This is a genomic window from Moorena sp. SIO4A5 (assembly GCF_010672005.1).
Lineage (GTDB): Bacteria > Cyanobacteriota > Cyanobacteriia > Cyanobacteriales > Coleofasciculaceae > Moorena.
The window spans coordinates 1-19,944 of record NZ_JAAHHZ010000051.1; the positions used below are offsets into that span (position 1 = coordinate 1).

Here is a 19,944-nt window from a genome sequence, read left to right on the forward strand (position 1 = left end):
AACCTAGTTTTCACCGAGTTATCCATCTCAATACGCTCCTTTGGGTGGGAACTTGGCCTGAATCCTGACCGTGGAAAGGCTCTTACCCCTTTCGCTTCTATGAGCGCCTTCATCGGTCGCCCCTTGACTCCAAACATAGCAAAACTCGGGCTTTCAAGCAACTCCTGGTCGAGATGCCAGGAAAGCCTAGACAGATGAGTGGGAGGCTTAACTCCAATTGCTGACTACCACTCCTCACTCAGGCAATAATAAATTGCACCTTGACCGTCTTATCCGGGTTTATCCCGATTTATCCCGGTTCAAGAGTATCTCGATGCAGAAGCTATCCTGGCTAATGACATTTGTGCGTTTGAAAATAATCGGATTGCTGGGGGCAGTTCCTTTATTATTACTGGCAAAGGCGGTTTACCACCAACTCCAGAAGATCCAGTGATTAATGCCCACAGAACAGTCAGGTGGCGAACTCGTCCTGGCTTACCCAGCACTAGAAAACCATTACCACAGCAACCCAAGGCCTTTGGCCACGCTACGCGAACAGTCACACCCCCTCAAGACAAAAAAGTGATTATCGAAGCCCAAGGCTGGGTAATAGCAAAGGATGGCACGATTATTCTGACTGCGCAACCGTTTAACGGAACTCCTGTGGAGCAGATATTGCCCAATCTTGATTGTCATGTGGGAATAGGGAGTAGGGAGCAGGGAGTAGGGAGTAGGGAGTAGGGAGTAGGGATATGAAAAAACTATCATTTCTAATTGCGATGCTCTTTCAGAGCCACTGCGTGAACGCATTAATAACCTGCTTCCTGCCATCCGGCAAAGCATTATCAAATTCTGTTGTCATCACACCCGATTCCCTTCCCCCCTTATTAAGGGGGGTTAGGGGGGATTCCGATTCCCTTCCCCCCTTATTAAGGGCTAGGGGGGATTCCGATTCCCTAGACCAACAAGCCCAACACCTCTATGAAACAGGTCAATACCAAGAGGCTATCCCGTTGTTGGAGCAAATGATTAGTAACTACAGCAACAGTGGCGACCTTATTGGTGAAATTAATTCCTTAGTCAATCTCGCTTTAGTTTATCAAACCTTGGGAGACCTAGACCAAGCTAAACAAACAATATCCCAGAGTTTCACCAAACTATCCAAACTTGATAATACTACAGAACATCAACAATTACAAGCCCAAATATTAGAAGTTCAAGGACAAGTATACTTATCTCTAGGTCAGGGGGAGAAAGCCTTATCCACTTGGCAGCAAACGAGTGCTATCTACCAAGATATCGGAGACTTAACTAAATTAACAGAAAGTCAGATTTACCAAGTCCAAGCCTTACGAGTATTAGGGTTGTATAATCAAGCTACTAAAACCTTAACTCAAATCCAGGAAACTATCCAAGACCAACCGGATAGCCAACTCAAAAGTACCGCCCTCCAATACCTAGGTGATGTGCTGCGCCGAGTGGGTAAATTCAAGGAATCTCAAGCAATTTTACAACAAAGTTTAGCCATAGCGGAAAACTTACGAGATCAGACTTTGATTGCTGACAATCTGCTCAGTTTAGGAAATACCGCTAGATTAAAAGGAGACACAGCAGACGCAATAGATTTATATCAACGGGTTGTCAAGGAATCTCCCCTAGCAGATCTTAAGATTCAAGGGCAATTAAATCAACTGAGTATAGTAATAGCTCAACAAGAGTGGTCACAAGCCAGAGAGTTATTGCCAGCTATCGAAAATACCTTAACTAAATTATCTCCCAGTAAGACCGCTATCAATGCTAGAATTAATCTAGCCAAAACCCTATTAAAACCGACAACATCACAACTCACATCTCCCAAGGAACTAGCTACTTATCTCGCCGATGCTATTAAGCTAGCTAGGAATTTAGGAGATAAACGAGCCGAAGCTGAAGCCATCGGTAACTTGGGAACCTTATACGAATACAATCAACGTCTTGATGAAGCCCAAGACTTGACGGAAAAAGCCTTACTGATTGCTCAAGAAATCCAGGCTCCGGATTTAGCTTATCAATGGCAATGGCAACTGGGCAGAATTCTGAATCTAAAACAGGATAAAAAAAACGCGAACGCGGCCTATGCTCAATCGGTGCAAACCCTCCAATCTATCCGTAGTGACCTAGTCGCGATTAGTAGCGATCTTCAGTTTGAGTTTCGCGAAAGCGTCGAACCAGTCTACCGAGAATTAGTAGCACTACTCCTAGAACCCAATGCATCTCAAGAAAACCTCAAACAAGCACGAGATGTGATTGAATCCCTACAACTCGCAGAACTAGATAACTTCTTTCGGGATGCTTGTTTAGATACTAAACCCGTTAATATCGACGAAATAGATCCTAACGCTGCTATCTTCTATACCATTATCTTGCCAGACCGCTTGGAAGTAATTGTAACTTTGCCCGGACAACCCCTGCGCCAGATTACTACTAACTTACCTCAAACAGAAATAGAACAACAACTGGCTTCGGTAAAGATAAATATTACTAGCCCTTGGCGAGTCCTGAGAAAGGACAACTTACAAACAATACACGACTGGTTAATCGGTCCGATTCAAGGGGAATTAGCCAACAGTAACATCCGCACTCTAGTATTTATACCAGATGGTGCTCTGCGTGATCTTCCCATGTCTGTGCTTTATGACGGGGAAGACCATTTGATCGAGAAATATAGTATTGCGGTAGCACCTAGTTTACAACTAATCGACTCTCAAGCCAATGTCAGACAAAACGTTTCGGTTCTGAGTGCTGGAGTGACGGAAGTTCGTCCCCATCGTCCCCAATTAGGAGCACTTCCTGGAGTGAAGGTGGAATTAGAGAATATCAAGGCTCAAGTTCCCTCATTGATTTTACTCAATGAATCCTTTACTGAATCCAACTTCAATACAGAAGTTAATACCTCTAGTTACAAAGTGGTTCATCTAGCAACTCATGGTGAATTTAGTTCAGTAGCTGAAGAAACGTTTCTGCTGACCTGGGATGACGTGATCAATCTCAATGAATTAAATAGTCTGATCAGAACCGATCAAAAGCAAGAAAATCCGATTGAATTACTCGTCCTCAGTGCTTGTCAGACAGCCAAAGGAGACTCCCGAGCCGCTTTGGGATTGGCTGGTATCGCCGTGCGTGGGGGGGCACGCAGTACCCTTGCCAGTCTATGGACTGTGGACGATCTTGCCACTACAGAGTTAATGACTCGCTTCTATCAGAGGTTAGCCACAGGCAAGGTTACCAAGGCTGAAGCTCTGCGTCTTGCTCAACAGGAGCTGTTGCAGAGCGAGGCATTTAATCATCCCTTGTACTGGTCGGCTTTTATTTTGCTGGGAAATTGGTTGTGAGGGAGTAGGGTGTAGGGAGTAGGGAGTAGGGAGTAGGGAATCGGGAATCGGGAATCGGGAATCGGGAATCGGGAAGAAATCTTGTGTACCTTATAGTGCGATGCTCTTTTAGAGCCGCTACGCGATCGCAATATTGTAATGCGTTCGCGATCTTGTAGTAAAAAAAATACCAATTAAAGTAGGGTGGGCAAAGTAATATTATCTAGAATACTCTTTTGAACCAAACTGTTTTTGCCCACCCTACAAGCTAAATGAATTGTGATAATTTTTGTTCCCTGTTCCCTGTTCCCTGTTCCCTGTTCCCTTTGCGATAGTATATCAATAGCTATCACTTCGGCTTTGTGAGCATCACGCGCCAAAAAACAAAAGCAATTAAGGATGCATAACCTAATACTGTTAGCCACTCCTGCAAAGTGCCCATACCAAATAAAACTGTGTTATCCATAAATACAAAAGTATTGACTAGAAAATTTAGCGCAACTCTCTGCCGAAGGGAAATAGAGACAGGGGAATTAATTTAAAATGCTGTTGGGCAAAGGGAAGGCCAATAATTGTAATCGCTAAAATTAGCCCTGAGACCAAATGAGCAACGGCAATCTCCCAGCCAAAGACGAGCAGCCAGATAATGTTAAAAATCATATTGAGGAGGCTACCAGCGTCTGACGTTTCCTCAATCGTTCTGCCAAATGGTGCCAGAGTAGCGATGCCCAGCTTGATAGCCTGTATTCCAAACGGGATGCCAATAATAGTCAGACAAATCCCTAATCCACCGATAATGTAACCGGCACCAACCACTAAACCGCCAAAGATTAACCAGATAATGTTTCCTAAAAGGCTCATGACTCTCCTTTATTAATCCCCTTGGTACTACTTAATTATACCAGCTAAATTGGGTGAATTACTTTTTCTTAGGGAGTAGGGAGTAGGGAGTAGGGAGTAGGGAGTGGGGGTAATAAAATTTAATGGTCTAATCCTGAACCATCAGAGCAAAAAGCTGACAGCAACAAGTCATCCCTCAAAGTCAGAGGGCTTTTGCTGTTGCTCTTCCAAAAACAGCTCTACAGCCCGATTAAACTCTTCCGGCTCTACTAAAAAAGGCCAATGATTGCCAGGAACTTGACGGATAGTTAGATTTTTGAGATAAGTTTTATAGGGTTTTAGCTGCCAATCCGAGCGATTAAGACCTTTTTCTGGTACTATCAATACCGTAGGAATAGCAATGATTTCCGTTAGTCCTGCTACGCGCATCACGTCTTCAAAAATCTCATTTCTCGCCTGAACCACAAATTTACTGCCCCAACTGCCATCAGGTTTAGGTTCAATGCTGGCTTGAAAGACATTTTGCTGAAAGGGACTCCAACCCCGGTATTGTTTTAATTGTTTAGCTTGTGCTTCCGCTTGCTCATAACTGACAAAGGGGCCCATAGCTTTTACAAAAGGCAAGACACGGAACAGTAGGGGAAACATAACCTTAAACCACATCGGAATTTTGCCGATGAAAAAGGGATCCACCAAAATTAGGCTGCGCAATCGGGATGGATTTTGCTTAGCCCAGATTGGAACTAATTTACCAGTCCAGGAGTGACCGAGGATATCAGCACTAGACCATCCTAGGTGATCCATTAACGCTTCTAAATCGGCGATGTGATCATCAAAGGTATAGCCTTGATCCGGCTTGCTACTTTCCCCATGACCGCGCAGATCTGGAGCAACAATATGATACTTTGGGGCAAGGTAATCCCCGAGGCTAGACCACACTAGGCCATGGTCCGCTAAGCCATGTAAGAGTAACAAGGGAGTTTGGCCTTGGTTCCATTCTAGGTAAGACAGTTGGATGTCTGGTAAGTCTAAGGTTTGACGTATGGGCATGATGGGATGATTGCGCTTAAGTCATAGTATAGGCTTTATTCTTCGCTTCTTGTTCCGCTTTTAATTTTCGTAATCGAACTATCCCTGGAGGAGGGTTGAGTTCTTGAGCTTTGTGTTGCTGATGACTCCATTCCAGCCAGTCAGAGATATATTCGCTGACAACTTCTTTGTTGTTTAAGTAGTAAAGAATTGTGCCATAAACTTGTTCCAAGGTAATGGTGTAAAAAGCGATGCAGCAAGGGAACAGGGGGTTTCCCCCACTCGCTATTGCATCAAGACACAGTTAAGAATTTCTTCTGGAGTACGATTACGATAAATGTACTCATACAGAACATTCTCAATGCCTACTCGCGTTCCTTTGATGCGAATATCATCAGGAGCAATAAAATCAAAAGCGATGCAGCAAGGGAACAGGGGGTTTCCCCCACTCGCTATTGCATCAAGACATAGTCTTCTATTTTCATCAGCTACCTGTAGGGTGGGCAAAACCTTGCCCACCCTACCCATGGAGTCTGTGCGTAAGTCCTGACCTAAAAAAGCTCAAATACTCCGATCAGAGTCCCAGACCCAAACATAGGAAAGCAGATGAAGATGAACAAGAAAAATTTAAACAAACTTTACCTTTAAAGGTCAAAAAAATAGAACAAAAATATCCCCTGGCTGATCTAGATGTCTGGTTTTTCGATGAACATAGAGTGGGATTAAAACCAATTTTAAGGAAAGTGTGGAGTCCCATAGGGGAAAGACCAACGGCAATAGTTAGCCATCGCTATGAATGGTTATATGTCTATGGATTTGTCAAACTAAAAACTGGAGAAACTTTGTGGTATCTAATCCCTAGAGTCAACACATTATGGTTGAATCTAGTGTATCAAAACTTTGCCGTTGATGCTGGTATTTCTGAAAAAAAAAGTTTTATTGATAGAAGATAATGCGGGATGGCATCGCAGTAAAAAAGCGATGCAGCAAGGGAACAGGGGGTTTCCCCCACTCGCTATTGCATCAAGACAGTTAATCTTCCCTCAGGCATGATGGTGGAATACTTACCAGCTTACTCCCCAGAGTTACAACCAGCCGAAAGACTATGGTGTGCACGTAGATGAGCCCTTGGTCAATGAGCACTTTGAAACCATTGATGAAGCGGTGCGACCCCGGTCGGGTTTCCCGACCTAGGGAATGCGCACCAAGAGAATGGAAAAAACTTTGGTTTCCCGTTGTAATATTCTCAGTGGAATCAAAGAAGAAATTAGAAATTTGACTGATTATCATTGGCTAGAGTTTCTTTAATTTAACGTCAGTACGGGTTAAGCAGCAGGTGGTAAAGCCCAGTCAATCAGGAGAGAAGGCTTCTTGGACTGATGGCAATAAGCAATCAACCCACAGACGACATTGACCAGGAAATTGATGGGGCTGCGATGTCGAGAATGCTCAATTTGAGAGATGTTCTTAAATTGGTCAATAATCGTTTCAATAATGGAACGCTTGCGAGAAAGCAGTTTGTCGGTTAACCGCATCAACTGATTCAACATGAAAGCGCTTGGGTTTGGCAAAAAAGGTAATGCCAAAGTCTTCAAACAATTGTTTGGCTAGTTTTTTGGAGACATAGCCTCGGTCGGCAAAAACTTTGCCAAAGCCATCTTGGAGCAGAGCTCGAACGGGTTTACGGTCATCGGTATTACCGGGGGTCAGGGTGAAATTGAGTAACTCACCATACTCATTGACGACCACATGGAGCTTGAAACCAAAGAACCAATCCACTGAAGTTTTGCCCCGTGCCGCCAGTCCCTCGAATACGCGATGCCCCCGAATGCGGCGATTGTGACACACCTTCAAGCTGGTGGAATCAATGAAGCTAATGCCACTGTAAGTCCCAAAGCACTGCTTCAGATAGACGCACAAAGGCATTAAGCTCGAAGGGATCCAATCAACAAACCGTTGATAGCTTGGCAGTCCCGGAAATGCCGATTGCCAATACAGACAGACGTGTTTCTCATAAAAATGCTTGAAATTGCGATAGGACTGTTGGTGGAAGCTCACCAGAATGGTCATCACTTCACTCAAACTTAAGGAACGACGACGTTGACGATGCTTCAAGCCCTTGCCTAAAAGCGTTGCCTGCCATCGAGGTTCAAAGCTTTGGCAAAAATCATCGATCTGGCAAAAGAGTTCTTCTAGACTAGTCATAGGAAGGGGGTGCTGAATCATTTTTTGGGAATTTTCAGTATTATCCCCCTCCTTTTCCTATTCCTGGGGGAAGTAAATCGGGTTCAAGCCTCACTAGGCAAGGACTTCAGCTTTTTTCTTATCCCGTACTGACGTTAATTTATTAAGGGGGTATGGCAACCGGATTTGGTATAAGATGCGTTTACCCTGAGATAGAAACTTGAGATATGCAAATTTTAATTTGTGGTGCCGGTAGCGGTGCTCATGCTTTAGCCGGGATTTTTTCTCAAAAATCCAATGTGAATGTTCGGGTTTTTATTAATGATTCAAATAAAGTCCAACGTTGGAACGAACACTTGAACAATCACTCATTAACTGTTACCTTCCGTGAAGAAAAAAATAAAGACTGGTCTAAATTACAGTCTCAACCTTTTTTGGTTACTGACGATCCTGCTCAGGCAGCCTGTAACAGTGACATAATTATTTTTGTACTTCCAGCTTTCCTACACTTAAAGTACCTAAAACTGCTATTTCCCTACATTGAAGAAGGCTGTATACTTATTGGTATGCCCGGGCAAAATGGCTTTGAGTTTGATGTTAGGTATGCTCTAAGAAGAAAATTAAATTCTTGTATTGTTATCAATTTTGAATCCCTACCTTGGGTTTGTGGCAATCGCGAATTTGGCAAATCGGTAGAGATTATGAGTATCAAAACACAATTATTAGGAGCATTACAAGGCAATCCTTCTAATGCTAGGATACCTAAATTTATTGTAGAGTTACAAAAACTTTTAGGGAATCTACCAAAACTTATTATCTCAGGTCATTTATTGGGAATGACCTTAGTTTCTCCGAATGCCTATAGTCATCCTCCTATTATCTATGGGCGTTGGAAAAATTGGGATGGGCAACCTTTAGATTACAAACCGTTATTCTATCATGGTATAGATGAGTATACAGCAGAACTTCTAGGTAAACTTAGTGAAGAAATCCTTACTATTAGTCGTCAGATTGGCCAAGAATATCCCCAAATAGATTTGTCTGAAGTGATTTTCGTTTATGATTGGGATATGAATCATTACAGTGAATATATTGCCGATAAAACAAATATACATACTGTTTTTCTAACCAATGGTGCTTATAACGGGATTGTACACCCCATGCTACAAATGCCGAATGGGACTTATCTTCCCAACTTTAATCACCGCTATTTGACAGAAGATATTCCTTTTGGTTTAGTGGTTATTCGTGGTATTGCAGCAATTGCTGGGGTCAAAACTCCTTATATCGATTTAGTATTGTCTTGGTGTCAAAATAAGTTAAGAAAAGAGTATTTAATAGGCTCTGAGTTGATTGGCAAAGATATAGGAGAAACTCGCTGTCCGCAGCGATACGGGTTAACTACTTTACCAGAAATTTTAGGACTTGATTGGTAATCTAGCAATTCTCTAACTGGTGAGGTACAAATATCTAGGTTTTAGGGCAGGGTAATCGCATTTAAATAAGCTAGACTGAATGTCCAAAAACTTGTCCGAGTTTGCCCAAAAACGTCTGATACCAAATCCTGTTCCCATACCCCCCTTATCTGCATAGCCCTAAATTCCTAGCATAAAAAGATTTGGTCGATTTTTATAAAGGGGTTTTGGCAAGCGGATTTGGTATGAGACCAAATGAGCAACGGCAATCTCCCAGCCAAAGACGAGCAGCCAGATAATGTTAAAAATCATATTGAGGAGGCTACCAGCGTCTGACGTTTCCTCAATTGTTCTGCCAAATGGTGCCAGAGTAGCGATGCCCAGCTTGATAGCCTGTATTCCAAAGGGGATGCCAATAATAGTCAGACAAATCCCTAATCCACCGATAATGTAACCGGTACCAACCACTAAACCGCCAAAGATTAACCAGATAATGTTTCCTAAAAGGCTCATGACTCTCCTTTATTAATCCCCTTGGTACTACTTAATTATACCAGCTAAATTGGGTGAATTACTTTTTCCTAGGGAGTAGGGAGTAGGGAGTAGGGAGTAGGGAGTAGGGAGTAGGGGTAATAAAATTGTAAGCATATGCGCTACTTGAGGTGCTACGCCAACAGCTATCAGCTTAAGCGCTACTTGAGGTGCTACGCGAACAGCTATCAGCTAATGCGCTCTCGCCCATACTAATTGAGGTGTTTATGGGGAAAGTGCCAGCGTCGAAGCCTGTGCCACGCTACTAATCGGTGCTTTTGAATAAAATAAGCTGACCGCTGACTGCTGACTGCTGAATGCTTACATAAAATTGAATGGTTTAATCCTGAAACATCAGAGCAAAAAGCTGACAGCAACAAGTCATCCCTCAAAGTCAGAGGGCTTTTGCTGTTGCTCTTCCAAAAACAGCTCTACAGCCCGATTAAACTCTTCCGGCTCTACTAAAAATGGCCAATGATTGCCAGGAACTTGACGAATAGTTAGATTTTTGAGATAAGTTTTATAGGGTTGTAGCTGCCAATCCGAGCGATTAAGACCTTTTTCTGGTACTATCAATACCGTAGGAATAGCAATGATTTCCGTTAGTCCTGCTACGCGCATCACGTCTTCAAAAATCTCATTTCTCGCCTGAACCACAAATTTACTGCCCCAACTGCCATCAGGTTTAGGTTCAATGCTGGCTTGAAAGACATTTTGCTGAAAGGGACTCCAACCCCGGTATTGTTTTAATTGTTTAGCTTGTGCTTCCGCTTGCTCATAACTGACAAAGGGGCCCATAGCTTTTACAAAAGGCAAGACACGGAACAGTAGGGGAAACATAACCTTAAACCACATCGGAATTTTGCCGATGAAAAAGGGATCCACCAAAATTAGGCTGCGCAATCGGGATGGATTTTGCTTAGCCCAGATTGGAACTAATTTACCAGTCCAGGAGTGACCGAGGATATCAGCACTAGACCATCCTAGGTGATCCATTAACGCTTCTAAATCGGCGATGTGATCATCAAAGGTATAGCCTTGATCCGGCTTGCTACTTTCCCCATGACCGCGCAGATCTGGAGCAACAATATGATACTTTTGAGCCAGGTAATCCCCGAGGCTAGACCACACTAGGCCATGGTCCGCTAAGCCATGTAAGAGTAACAAGGGAGTTTGGCCTTGGTTCCATTGTAGGTAAGACAGTTGGATGTCTGGTAAGTCTAAGGTTTGACGTATGGGCATGATGGGATGATTGCCGTTAAGCCATGGTACTGTGATCTTGGATTAATCTTGGGGAGCTAGGAGGGCAAAACCTTACCTTAATGAACCAACGCTATTTAATCAGTTTATATCATTGTCAAATGAACAATTTGGTCTTGGTATTCATTTTCAAATGATGCCTCAGCTATAAAGATTAGCTGTTGAATAGTTTCACCGATATTTAACTTTGGACTTAGAATAAAAATTCCTGGTACATGTCTACCTTCAGTTAAGTGATCTGCTAAGTGTACAGGCATTGACTTGCGGTTATTAGTTACCAATACGAAGTCATAGTCCTCACACCAGCATAGAATTTCAGGGTCTTGTGTACCTTTTGGTGGAGTGGCTGGATCTCCAACAGCTCTAACAACTAAATCAGGTGCTTGCCGACGTAGTTGAATCTGATAGACTGGATTTACATTTTCATCCAGCAGATAATTCAGACTCATAGGTTTTATTCTTGGCTTCTTGTTCCGCTTTTAATTTTCGTAATCTAACTATACCTGGAGGAGGGTTGAGTTCTTGAGCTTTTTGTTGCTGATGACTCCATTCCAGCCAGTCAGAAATATATTGGCTGACAACTTCTTTGTTGTTTAAGTAGTAAAGAATTGTGGCATAAACTTGCTCCAAGGTAATGGTGTAAAAACAGTTAAGAATTTCTTCGGGAGTACGATTACGATAAATGTACTCATACAGCACATTTTCAATGCCCACTCGCGTTCCTTTGATGCGAATATCATCAGGAGCCATAAAATCAAAATAGTCTTCTATTTTCATTATTTCAAGAATTGGTAATTGCTAATTTTAAAAGCACTGTTGATCCGAATTATCCTCAAAGCACTGACAGGGTTCGCAATCGATTCAGCGCTGCTGCTAATTCCAAGGGGCGGAATTGGACTAAATCCCCTTCAGGAAGGAACGTTAGTACATCCAATCCTTCTTCCTCAATATCTTTCATCACCAGATCCAAAATTTCGGATAGGGTCAATCGTTCATCGATATACTTCTCTTTAGCATAAACAAGAGCTTTGGAAATCCCTCTTAACTGACCTACTTCTACAATCTGCTCAACAGCAGATAAATCAATATTTTCTGCACCAAACCCTACTTCATCTACATCTCGGACTTTCAATTTTACGGCTTTGCGTCCACGACTGGGGTCAATCCCATCGGCTAATGGTACCCGTGGGGTAATAGTGCCAAAGTGTTTCCCGCCTTCAGCGGTGCGTTCGGTAAAGTATTTTTCGGCAATTAACTGAGCCTTTTCGGTGACATCCTGGGGTTGGAAGTTTTCCATGGCAATGACGGTATCGGCTACATCAAAGTAATCTCCACTGCCTCCCATGACTAAAATAGTAGAAACACCATACTCGGTATAGAGCTGTTGGACTTTATCAATAAATGGTGTAATCGGTTCTTTATCTTTAGCAATCAGCTCCTGCATACGGCGATCGCGAATCATAAAGTTAGTTGCTGCTGTGTCTTCGTCTACCAACAGTAACTTGGTACCGGCCTCCAGTGCTTCGATAATATTTGCGGCCTGGGAGGTGCTACCACTAGCATTGGTGGTGGAAAATTTTTCAGTAGAGCGACCTTGAGGTAATTGATTAATAAATGGGGAAATATCTACACCAGAAATCCCCCGACCATCTTCAGCACGAATCTTGACAGCGGTGGGATTGGTGACTACTAATTCCCGTCCATCTCCAGGAATATGATTGTAAACGCCTAATTCAATGGCTTTGAGCACTGTGGATTTGCCATGATAGCCACCTCCTACAATCAAGGTGATCCCTTCTGGGATTCCCATACCGGTAATTAATCCTCGATTGGGACAAGTGAATGCTACTTGAAGTGTCTGGGGAGATTGAAATGCGATCGCATCCTCTTGTAATGGTTTGTCATCCACCCCACTCGACCGTGGCAAAATGGCACCGTTAGGAATAAAAGCAACTAATTCATGACTTGCCAGCTGTTGACGCAACCAATCGGCATCTTCCACTGTTTCTACATGATGCTTAATAGCAGCTGGATCGAGGACTTCATACTTGATGGATTGCTCTATAATATCAGGGATATCTTGGCATAGCATTTCTGCGGCCTGACGCCCAGAAATCCGACGACCACGAGCTGGTAATCCTACCACAAACCGGATTTCTACCCCTTCATCACTCACCAAAGCGGAGGTGCGCTCCAGTACTGATTGCCCGACACGGGTAATGGCAATCAAGCCACTATTCCCGGTACCCCGCCGACAGCTCATTTCCCGAGCTACCCAATCAAATGAGCGAGTTAGATAATCCTCTAGGGCAATGGCTCGGCTGTCAGTGCGATACAGCTCACTGGGGAAACCAGCCACTGACTGGGGTAAGTACACGCGCACTTGGCTAGGAGAGGCAAAGGGGTCTCCCTGAACCCTGTCAATGACTAGAGTGAAATCTGGAAACTGATAGCTACCCTTGATATCTCTGTAGGATTTGTAGCTGCGATCATCGAGTTGTAGGAGTAACGACTCCAATTGATTGCTAGTGGCCATAATTGCAAGCAGAAAATTGCTTGTTAATTGTCAATGGTTACTATACCAAAGGGAACAGGGAACAGGGAACAGGGAGTAGGGAAAAGGGAACAAAAATTCTCACAATTCCTACACGGATTAGTATAGCCAATTGTCAATTAACAAGGGATTGATGACTTTTGAGTGTTGACTACCCTTATGACTATTGAGTAATGACTTAAGCTATCAGCTATCAGCTAATGCGCTACGCGCACGCTAAGCGAACAGCTATCAGCTTATGGGCTACTTCACAGGCTAGAAGCCTGTGCCACCCAGGCTACTTGAGGTGCTTTTGAATAAAACAGCTAACCATTTGTTTAATCTTAGTGAAGTCACAGGCTGGAAGCCTGTGCCACGAAGCTGACCGCTGACCGCTGAATGCTGACCGCTGAATGCTGACCGCTTAAATTTACTGACTTGACTGCTCTGATAGATTAACTAGACTTAATTCTTGCAGTGATTTTTCCAGAGCAGCGGTTTCCCAATAGAGCTTAATTGCTCCATGAAAGTTAGGATTTACTGTAATATCATCTATAGTATAGACGTTAACAAATCCAAATTGAATTGCTTTGATTACAGCCTTTCTGGGAATCAATTCAACATATTTTTTCAAGTAACCAGCACTTAGATTCAGCGATACATCAATGCGATGATAATTCCCGACATTCACAAACCCAAACATCTTAATATCAATTTCAGATTGTTCATGGAAAACGGCTTGTTGTAGGGTTAAAGCACCAGCTTCAATCAGTTCTTCTATTTGACCGGCGTCTGCCAAGTTTTGCCTAAATAATCCCAGCAGCTTCCCTAAGGTAGCCTCATCTTGATCCTTAAGTACTACTTCTAAGTCTATTCCCAGCTTCTCTTCATTCACAGAGTTTTTGATCAATGCGATCGCACCTTCTCTGAACCCCTGGTCTTGTGGTGGCGTATTCTGGTTGAACAGTAAGCTAGGTTGAGCACTGCTTTGCTCACTGCTATCATATCTATCAATTAAGCCAAACTTAAGTAATAGTTTGTCAATACCTAAAATTTGCTTTTGGGCAGCTTGCCATAGCACTGTTCTGAGGTTAGTCCGAAATTCTCCGATTGGATTTAATAACCACCAAGCTTTACGAGACAGAGACTTTTTAGAGAGATGATTACCCTTATTCCATTGATTTTTCAGCTCCTGATCGCTAAGGTAACGGGACTGAAACGGTAAGGAAGAGTCAGGAATAGAGATTAGTAGTTTCCCGGCCTCATAGGTTAAGCCAGGGGTAAAAATTTTATCTATTTTAATTTCAATCTCATGGAGTTGGAAGATACTGGTGGGTTGACCGAGGATGCTTATTTGAAAATATTGGAGAAATTCCCCTACTGCCTCCATTTGTTGTAAGGCTAATTTTTTTACTGACTTAAAGGGAATATTTTTACCGATTTTTACAGATATCTTGTAAACCTGTTCCAATGGTATAATGTTGCTAATCGAAATTTTTCGACGTTGCAATGACTCTATTACTTCCAGGTCATGGTGTTTAAAAATATTGGCAGCATTCTCCTGAAAAAAAAATCGATATTCTTCGTTGTTTGCTGTTATAGTGCGGTTAGGAGTCATATCAAATCCTGGTGCCTTAACGACTTGTTAATTGAAATTTGACGATTGAGACTGGTGAATTGAGACTTGTTAATTGAAATTTGACCAACCCCGAAGACTAATACGTATTACAACCGACAATATTTTACCTATTACAAGTGATATTATAATTGATAATTTGATAATTGATAATTTTTGGTTAACGGTTGACAGTTGACGATACTATAGACTCAACTGTGAACAAAAAAGAGTTGCATCAAGACATGGTGATAGTTAAATCGGTATGGGCTTAAAACTGGACACTGAGCATCAACTGGCAATTCAAAACCACGCAGAGAGCACCTATCCTGAAGAGTGCTGCGGTTTACTATTGGGTAAGCACCGGGGTGAGGTGAAAACTCTGGTTGAAGTATTACCCACACCGAACAACTGGGATAGTGAAGCAGCTGATGCCTATGCTACGGTTGAGGGCAAACCTCAGGGAGATTATAGCAGACAGCGCCGATTTAGCATTGCACCTGAGGTGCTACTGCGGGCACAAAAAGACGCACGCGATCGCAATCTGGATATAATCGGGATCTATCACTCTCATCCAGATCACCCAGCGGTACCTTCAGAATTTGATCGTGCGATCGCTTGGCAGCAATACTCGTATATTATTGTTGCCGTTGAGGAAGGTAAAGCGTGTGACTTCAGAAGTTGGAGCCTGGATGAACACCACCAGTTCCAGCCAGAAGAAACTATCATTATCAAAGGTTAACTGCTGAGTCTTACCGCTTCCAACCCAACATGCCATGTTAAATCCCAATCTAGATGAAATCCAATTAAGTAAAGACGAATACGAACGTTACTCCCGACACCTGATTTTGCCAGAAGTTGGGTTAGATGGACAAAAACGCCTCAAAGCTGCCAGTGTCCTATGTATAGGTAGTGGTGGATTAGGTTCACCCCTATTGCTCTATCTTGCTGCTGCTGGAATTGGAAACCTAGGTCTAGTCGATTTCGATGTTGTAGATAGTTCTAACCTCCAACGTCAGGTAATTCACGGGACGTCGTGGGTCGGTAAACCGAAAATTCAGTCGGCCAAAGAGCGGATTCTAGAAATCAACCCTCACTGTCAGGTAGACCTCTACGAAACCCTGCTGAATTCCGAGAATGCCTTGGAAATCATGGCACCCTATGACATTATCGTCGATGGTACCGATAACTTTCCCACCCGTTACCTAGTCAATGATGCGTGTGTACTTCTGAATAAGCCAAATGTCTATGGCTCTATTTTCCGGTTTGAGGGACAGGCGACAGTGTTTAATTACGAAGGTGGTCCCAACTACCGCGACTTGTTCCCTGAGCCCCCACCACCAGGAATGGTACCTTCCTGTGCAGAAGGAGGGGTTTTGGGCATTCTGCCAGGAATTATTGGCGTGATCCAAGCAACGGAAACGGTCAAAATTATTTTAGGCAAGGGGGATACCCTCAGTGGACGTTTGTTGCTATACAACTCTTTAAATATGACTTTCCGGGAATTGAAACTGGGACTCAATCCAGAACGACCGGTCATTGAGAAGTTGATTGACTATCAACAATTCTGTGGCATTCCCCAAGCTAAAGAAGAGGAAGCCAAACGCCAGATGGATATCAAAGAGATGAATGTCCAGGAGCTCAAGGAACTCATGGATAGTGGTGCGGATGATTTTGTTTTAATTGATGTCCGCAATCCCCATGAGTATGAGATTGCTAAGATTTCTGGCTCAGTTCTAGTGCCATTACCGGATATTGAACAGGGTTCTGGTGTAGCAAAAGTTAAGGAGCTGGTTAATGGTCATCGCTTGATTGCCCATTGCAAGAAGGGAGGTCGCTCAGCGAAAGCCTTGGGAATTTTGAAAGAGGCTGGTATTGAAGGGATTAATGTCAAAGGAGGTATTACTGCCTGGAGTCAGGAAATTGATTCATCAGTACCGCAATACTAACTAAATATATAGCAATTATGGTGAACCAGTCAGGGACATTGCTTATCCTTTTAAGGCAAAAGGCAAAAGGCAAAAGGCAAAAGGCAAAAGGCAAAAGGCAATAGTCAAGAAGGTTTTAACCAGGGAACAGAACTATGTCTTAACCTTGTCTTGGACTGCTATAGGAACTGGATCTGGCCACGGTAACGGGAATTCCATTAGTTGTATTTGGTGCGATCGCAGATGAGTTTGCGATCGCTATTTTATTTACTGGTCACCAATGCTGCTAATTCTGTAGATACTGTCTGATCTCAAAGTATAGTTCAGCACTGATCTCAAAGTTGATCCCTGTCTTGATGCAGTCGCTCATGGGGGAAACCCCCAAGACCGCGCTGCATCGCTGCTCCCTACTCCCTGCTCCCTACTCCCTAAAACCCAGGAATTTATACCTTACCCCATTGAAAAGTGCTATGAATGCTCGATGCGAGTACCCAAAACCTTGAGGAATTCTGCTAGCCACCGGGGATGAGCAGGCCAAGCGGGAGCTGTTACTAAATTACCGTCTACTATTGCTTGATCTACTGGAATGTCAGCATAGGTTCCACCAGCACGGGTAACATCGGGACCACAGGCTGGATAAGCGGAACATTTTTTACCTTGGATTACATCTGCTGCTGCCAACAATTGAGCACCATGACAAATTGCTGCGATTGGTTTGTTGGCTTGGGCAAAGTGCTGCACGATTTTGATCACATCTTGATTGAGGCGGATGTATTCTGGTGCTCGCCCCCCTGGAATCACTAGGGCGTCATAATCTTCAGGATTGATGGCATCAAAGGTGGCATTGAGGGTGAAGTTGTGACCAGGCTTCTCCGTGTAGGTCTGGTCTCCTTCAAAGTCATGAACCGCTGTGCGAACAATGTCCCCAGCTTTTTTGTCAGGACAGACAGCATCAACGGTATGTCCTACCATCTGCAACCCTTGGAAGGGAACCATCACTTCGTAGTCTTCTACAAAGTCACCTACGAGCATTAAGATTTGCTTTCCTGCCATGTTATCACTCCTGTGGTTTGAATCGGAATAGCTCTTGAGCAATCCTAATCTATCAAGGTTCTGAGGTTGTTTGCGTAGCGTGGCCTTTTGGCCAAGGTTGTCTGTCAGAATGAAGAATGAAGAATGAAGAATGAAGAATGAAGAATGCAGAATGAAGAATGTAGAATGAAGAATGCAGAATGCAGAATCTATAATTCTAAATTCTAAATTCTAAATTCTAAATTCTAAATTCTAAATTCTAAATTCTAAATTCTAAATTCTAAATTCTTAATTCTTAATTCTAAATTCTTAATTCAAAAATTGGGATTTAGTGCTCCAACCAAACTGCTAAATCCGTTGCGGTATTAAAATCCAACAACGCTTCACTCAATTCCTCTAATCGAGTAATCGATAATCCCTCAATCTGTTGTTGGAGCACAGGGTCAAGTAAACCTAACCTCAGGGTTAGCAAACGCATCACAATTAATACCGCTTCCTCCTGCTTTCCTCGGTCGAGTCCCTGCTGGAGTCCCTGCTGGATTCCCTGTTGGATTCCCTTTTGGACTCCCTTTTGGATAATATCTTGATAGGTGACTGATTCTTCCATAATTTCCTCCCTCAATAATCGACGGACTAACTCTTTATCAAACCGCAAACCAGCCAGCACATCCACACAAGCTGCTAGGTTTCCCCGTAATGGTTTTTCTTCAATTCTATCCACTTCGGCAACCACTTGCTCTAACAATCGATTAGGGTTATTGCTCCTAGCTAGAGTTGCCAAGGGTAACAGAGCTCGATTGGCTAACAGTGGTTGAGGGTCTTGCTCCCACAGACGAATTATTCGATAACGGTGCCAGGTATTAGTATCCCTAAACTCGTTATTGAATACCAGATCTGAGGTCGTAGATTTTAGGAAAATCACGACCTGGTCAATGGGACATCGGTATTTACGTTGTAATCTGACCCAATAGTCTAACATCCGAAATGGTAGTGGTGGCTCGGATTGGGGTAGGGTTTGAAATTCTATGTGCAGAATTTGGTTAGTACTTTGGAGTAGACTCAGAGCATCAGCTTGAATTGGTTCAGCACTTAATTCGGTTTTAAGTACCTGAATATCGCGAGGTTCTTCACCCAATAGCCAATGAAAAAACTCCGATGGGTATTCTTCGGCTAAGTATTTACAGATATTATCGTAAGCCAAGGCAAATTGTTCAAAGTTAACACTATCTCAGATAGTGTAGTGAATCTGAACTAGAAAATTGATCGCACCTGGATCTTGTTTATGGAGTCAAGTTATGCTACCCGAGCAATTCTGATTGAGATAAGATCTAAAAAAGACCTGATTAGATCAGGTCTTTTCAAAATCATCTTCCCACCAAAAATCCTGGTGAACACTCACAGTTAAATCTCAGCAGTTATCCAACCAAACCGCTAAATCCGTTGCGGTATTAAAATCCAACAACGCTTCACTCAATTCCTCTAATCGAGTAATGGATAATCCCTCAATCTGTTGTTGGAGCACAGGGTCAAGTAAACCTAACCTCAGGGTTAGCAAACGCATCACAATTAATACTGCTTCCTCCTGCTTTCCTCGCTGGAGTCCCTTTTGGACTCCCTTTTGGATAATATCTTGATAGGTAACTGATTCTTCCATAACTTCCTCTAATAACAATCGACGGACTAAATCTTTGTCAAACCGTAAACCAGCCAGTACATCCACACAGGCTGCTAGGTTTCCCCGTAATGGTTTTTCTTCAATTTTATCCACTTGGGCAACCACTTGCTCTAACAATCGATTCGGGCTATTACTCCTAGCTAGAGTTGCCAAGGGTAACAGAGCTCGATTGGCTAACAGTGGTTGAGGGTCTTGCTCCCACAGACGAATTACTCGATAACGATGCCAGGTGTTAGTATCCCTAAACTCATTAGTAAATACCATCTGTGAGGTCGTAGATTTTAGGAAAATCACGACCTGGTCAATGGGACATCGGTATTTACGTTGTAATCTGACCCAATAGTCTAACATCCGAAATGGTAGTGGTGGCTCGGATTGGGGTAGGGTTTGAAATTCTATGTGCAGAATTTGGTTAGTACTTTGGAGTAGACTCAGAGCATCAGCTTGAATTGGTTCAGCACTTAATTCGGTTTTAAGTACCTGAATATCGCGAGGTTCTTCACCCAATAGCCAATGAAAAAACTCCGATGGGTATTCTTCGGCTAAGTATTTACAGATATTATCGTAAGCCAA

Annotated in this window: 18 protein-coding genes and 3 pseudogenes; 6 read left to right on the top strand and 15 right to left on the bottom strand. The window is 43.0% G+C overall.

Annotation, left to right across the window (positions count from 1 at the left end; genetic code table 11):
- Nucleotides 1-495: 495 nt before the first annotated feature.
- Nucleotides 496-747 carry a hypothetical protein gene (locus F6K57_RS17170; RefSeq protein ID WP_293069478.1) on the bottom strand — a complete coding sequence of 84 codons (252 nt, stop codon included), beginning with the start codon at nucleotides 745-747 and terminating at the stop codon, nucleotides 496-498.
- On the opposite strand from F6K57_RS17170, the gene F6K57_RS17175 reads away from it, so the two are divergent.
- Entirely contained in the window at nucleotides 732-3,350 is a 2,619-nt protein-coding gene (locus F6K57_RS17175; protein ID WP_293069480.1) for a CHAT domain-containing protein, read from the top strand. The genes F6K57_RS17170 and F6K57_RS17175 overlap by 16 nt on opposite strands.
- Here the strand turns inward: F6K57_RS17175 and F6K57_RS17180 are convergent.
- The 4 genes and pseudogenes from F6K57_RS17180 to F6K57_RS17195 all read right to left on the bottom strand — a co-directional run bounded on the left by F6K57_RS17180 (nucleotide 3,302) and on the right by F6K57_RS17195 (nucleotide 5,618).
- Complete coding sequence (locus tag F6K57_RS17180; protein ID WP_293069482.1) at nucleotides 3,302-3,523, bottom strand: hypothetical protein; 222 nt, start codon at nucleotides 3,521-3,523, stop codon at nucleotides 3,302-3,304. The two genes, F6K57_RS17175 and F6K57_RS17180, sit on opposite strands and share 49 nt — an antisense overlap.
- 298 nt (nucleotides 3,524-3,821) lie before the next feature.
- Nucleotides 3,822-4,190 (bottom strand): YccF domain-containing protein, encoded by a 369-nt coding sequence (locus tag F6K57_RS17185; RefSeq protein ID WP_293021480.1) that lies wholly within the window; start codon nucleotides 4,188-4,190, stop codon nucleotides 3,822-3,824.
- 168 nt (nucleotides 4,191-4,358) lie between these two features.
- Nucleotides 4,359-5,219: an alpha/beta hydrolase gene (locus F6K57_RS17190; RefSeq protein ID WP_293021470.1), complete on the bottom strand. Its 861-nt coding sequence runs from the start codon at nucleotides 5,217-5,219 to the stop codon at nucleotides 4,359-4,361.
- 16 nt (nucleotides 5,220-5,235) lie between these two features.
- Nucleotides 5,236-5,618: pseudogene (locus F6K57_RS17195) on the bottom strand (hypothetical protein).
- Between the two features lie 35 nt (nucleotides 5,619-5,653).
- On the opposite strand from F6K57_RS17195, the pseudogene F6K57_RS42015 reads away from it, so the two are divergent.
- Nucleotides 5,654-5,797 (top strand): annotated as a pseudogene (locus F6K57_RS42015) (hypothetical protein); the annotation flags it as partial.
- Nucleotides 5,798-5,941: 144 nt separating this feature from the next.
- Nucleotides 5,942-6,151 (top strand): hypothetical protein, encoded by a 210-nt coding sequence (locus F6K57_RS17200; protein ID WP_293069485.1) that lies wholly within the window; start codon nucleotides 5,942-5,944, stop codon nucleotides 6,149-6,151.
- Between the two features lie 372 nt (nucleotides 6,152-6,523).
- Here the strand turns inward: F6K57_RS17200 and F6K57_RS17205 are convergent.
- Nucleotides 6,524-7,403 (bottom strand): annotated as a pseudogene (locus F6K57_RS17205) (IS982 family transposase).
- A 206-nt stretch (nucleotides 7,404-7,609) separates the two neighbouring features.
- Between F6K57_RS17205 and F6K57_RS17210 the strand changes: the two are divergent.
- Nucleotides 7,610-8,818 (top strand): NAD/NADP-dependent octopine/nopaline dehydrogenase family protein, encoded by a 1,209-nt coding sequence (locus F6K57_RS17210; protein WP_293069487.1) that lies wholly within the window; start codon nucleotides 7,610-7,612, stop codon nucleotides 8,816-8,818.
- A gap of 159 nt (nucleotides 8,819-8,977) precedes the next feature.
- Here the strand turns inward: F6K57_RS17210 and F6K57_RS17215 are convergent, their stop codons facing one another.
- From F6K57_RS17215 to F6K57_RS17240, 6 genes are all read right to left on the bottom strand, one after another.
- Nucleotides 8,978-9,310 (bottom strand): YccF domain-containing protein, encoded by a 333-nt coding sequence (locus tag F6K57_RS17215; protein ID WP_293021472.1) that lies wholly within the window; start codon nucleotides 9,308-9,310, stop codon nucleotides 8,978-8,980.
- A 399-nt stretch (nucleotides 9,311-9,709) separates the two neighbouring features.
- Nucleotides 9,710-10,570 carry an alpha/beta hydrolase gene (locus F6K57_RS17220; protein ID WP_293069489.1) on the bottom strand — a complete coding sequence of 287 codons (861 nt, stop codon included), beginning with the start codon at nucleotides 10,568-10,570 and terminating at the stop codon, nucleotides 9,710-9,712.
- Nucleotides 10,571-10,674: 104 nt separating this feature from the next.
- Nucleotides 10,675-11,037 carry a DUF5615 family PIN-like protein gene (locus F6K57_RS17225; protein WP_293066281.1) on the bottom strand — a complete coding sequence of 121 codons (363 nt, stop codon included), beginning with the start codon at nucleotides 11,035-11,037 and terminating at the stop codon, nucleotides 10,675-10,677.
- Nucleotides 11,012-11,365: a DUF433 domain-containing protein gene (locus tag F6K57_RS17230; RefSeq protein WP_293069492.1), complete on the bottom strand. Its 354-nt coding sequence runs from the start codon at nucleotides 11,363-11,365 to the stop codon at nucleotides 11,012-11,014. Before F6K57_RS17230 ends, F6K57_RS17225 begins: the two co-directional genes overlap by 26 nt.
- Nucleotides 11,366-11,420: 55 nt before the next feature.
- Nucleotides 11,421-13,124, bottom strand: a complete 1,704-nt coding sequence (locus F6K57_RS17235; RefSeq protein WP_293069494.1) for an ABC-ATPase domain-containing protein — start codon at nucleotides 13,122-13,124, stop codon at nucleotides 11,421-11,423.
- 427 nt (nucleotides 13,125-13,551) lie between these two features.
- A complete protein-coding gene (locus F6K57_RS17240) occupies nucleotides 13,552-14,739 on the bottom strand; it encodes a hypothetical protein (protein WP_293069496.1) in 1,188 nt (395 codons plus the stop codon).
- 262 nt (nucleotides 14,740-15,001) lie between these two features.
- Between F6K57_RS17240 and F6K57_RS17245 the strand changes: the two genes are divergently transcribed.
- Together F6K57_RS17245 and moeB are read left to right on the top strand one after the other, a co-directional pair.
- On the top strand, nucleotides 15,002-15,478 hold the full coding sequence (locus F6K57_RS17245; protein WP_075896373.1) for a M67 family metallopeptidase: 477 nt from the start codon (nucleotides 15,002-15,004) through the stop codon (nucleotides 15,476-15,478).
- A 34-nt stretch (nucleotides 15,479-15,512) separates the two neighbouring features.
- A complete protein-coding gene (moeB, locus tag F6K57_RS17250; RefSeq protein WP_075896371.1) occupies nucleotides 15,513-16,685 on the top strand; it encodes a molybdopterin-synthase adenylyltransferase MoeB in 1,173 nt (390 codons plus the stop codon).
- A gap of 447 nt (nucleotides 16,686-17,132) precedes the next feature.
- Here moeB and F6K57_RS17255 read toward each other — a convergent pair whose 3' ends face one another.
- The 3 genes from F6K57_RS17255 to F6K57_RS17265 all read right to left on the bottom strand — a co-directional run.
- Nucleotides 17,133-17,717, bottom strand: coding sequence for a DJ-1/PfpI family protein (locus F6K57_RS17255; protein ID WP_075896369.1), 585 nt, complete (start codon nucleotides 17,715-17,717; stop codon nucleotides 17,133-17,135).
- 307 nt (nucleotides 17,718-18,024) lie between these two features.
- The gene (locus tag F6K57_RS17260) at nucleotides 18,025-18,897 is read right to left on the bottom strand and encodes an Rpn family recombination-promoting nuclease/putative transposase (protein WP_293069499.1); all 873 of its coding nucleotides are present in this window, start codon (nucleotides 18,895-18,897) and stop codon (nucleotides 18,025-18,027) included.
- Between the two features lie 207 nt (nucleotides 18,898-19,104).
- A partial coding sequence (locus tag F6K57_RS17265; protein WP_293069501.1) for an Rpn family recombination-promoting nuclease/putative transposase occupies nucleotides 19,105-19,944 on the bottom strand: 840 nt, incomplete at its 5' end.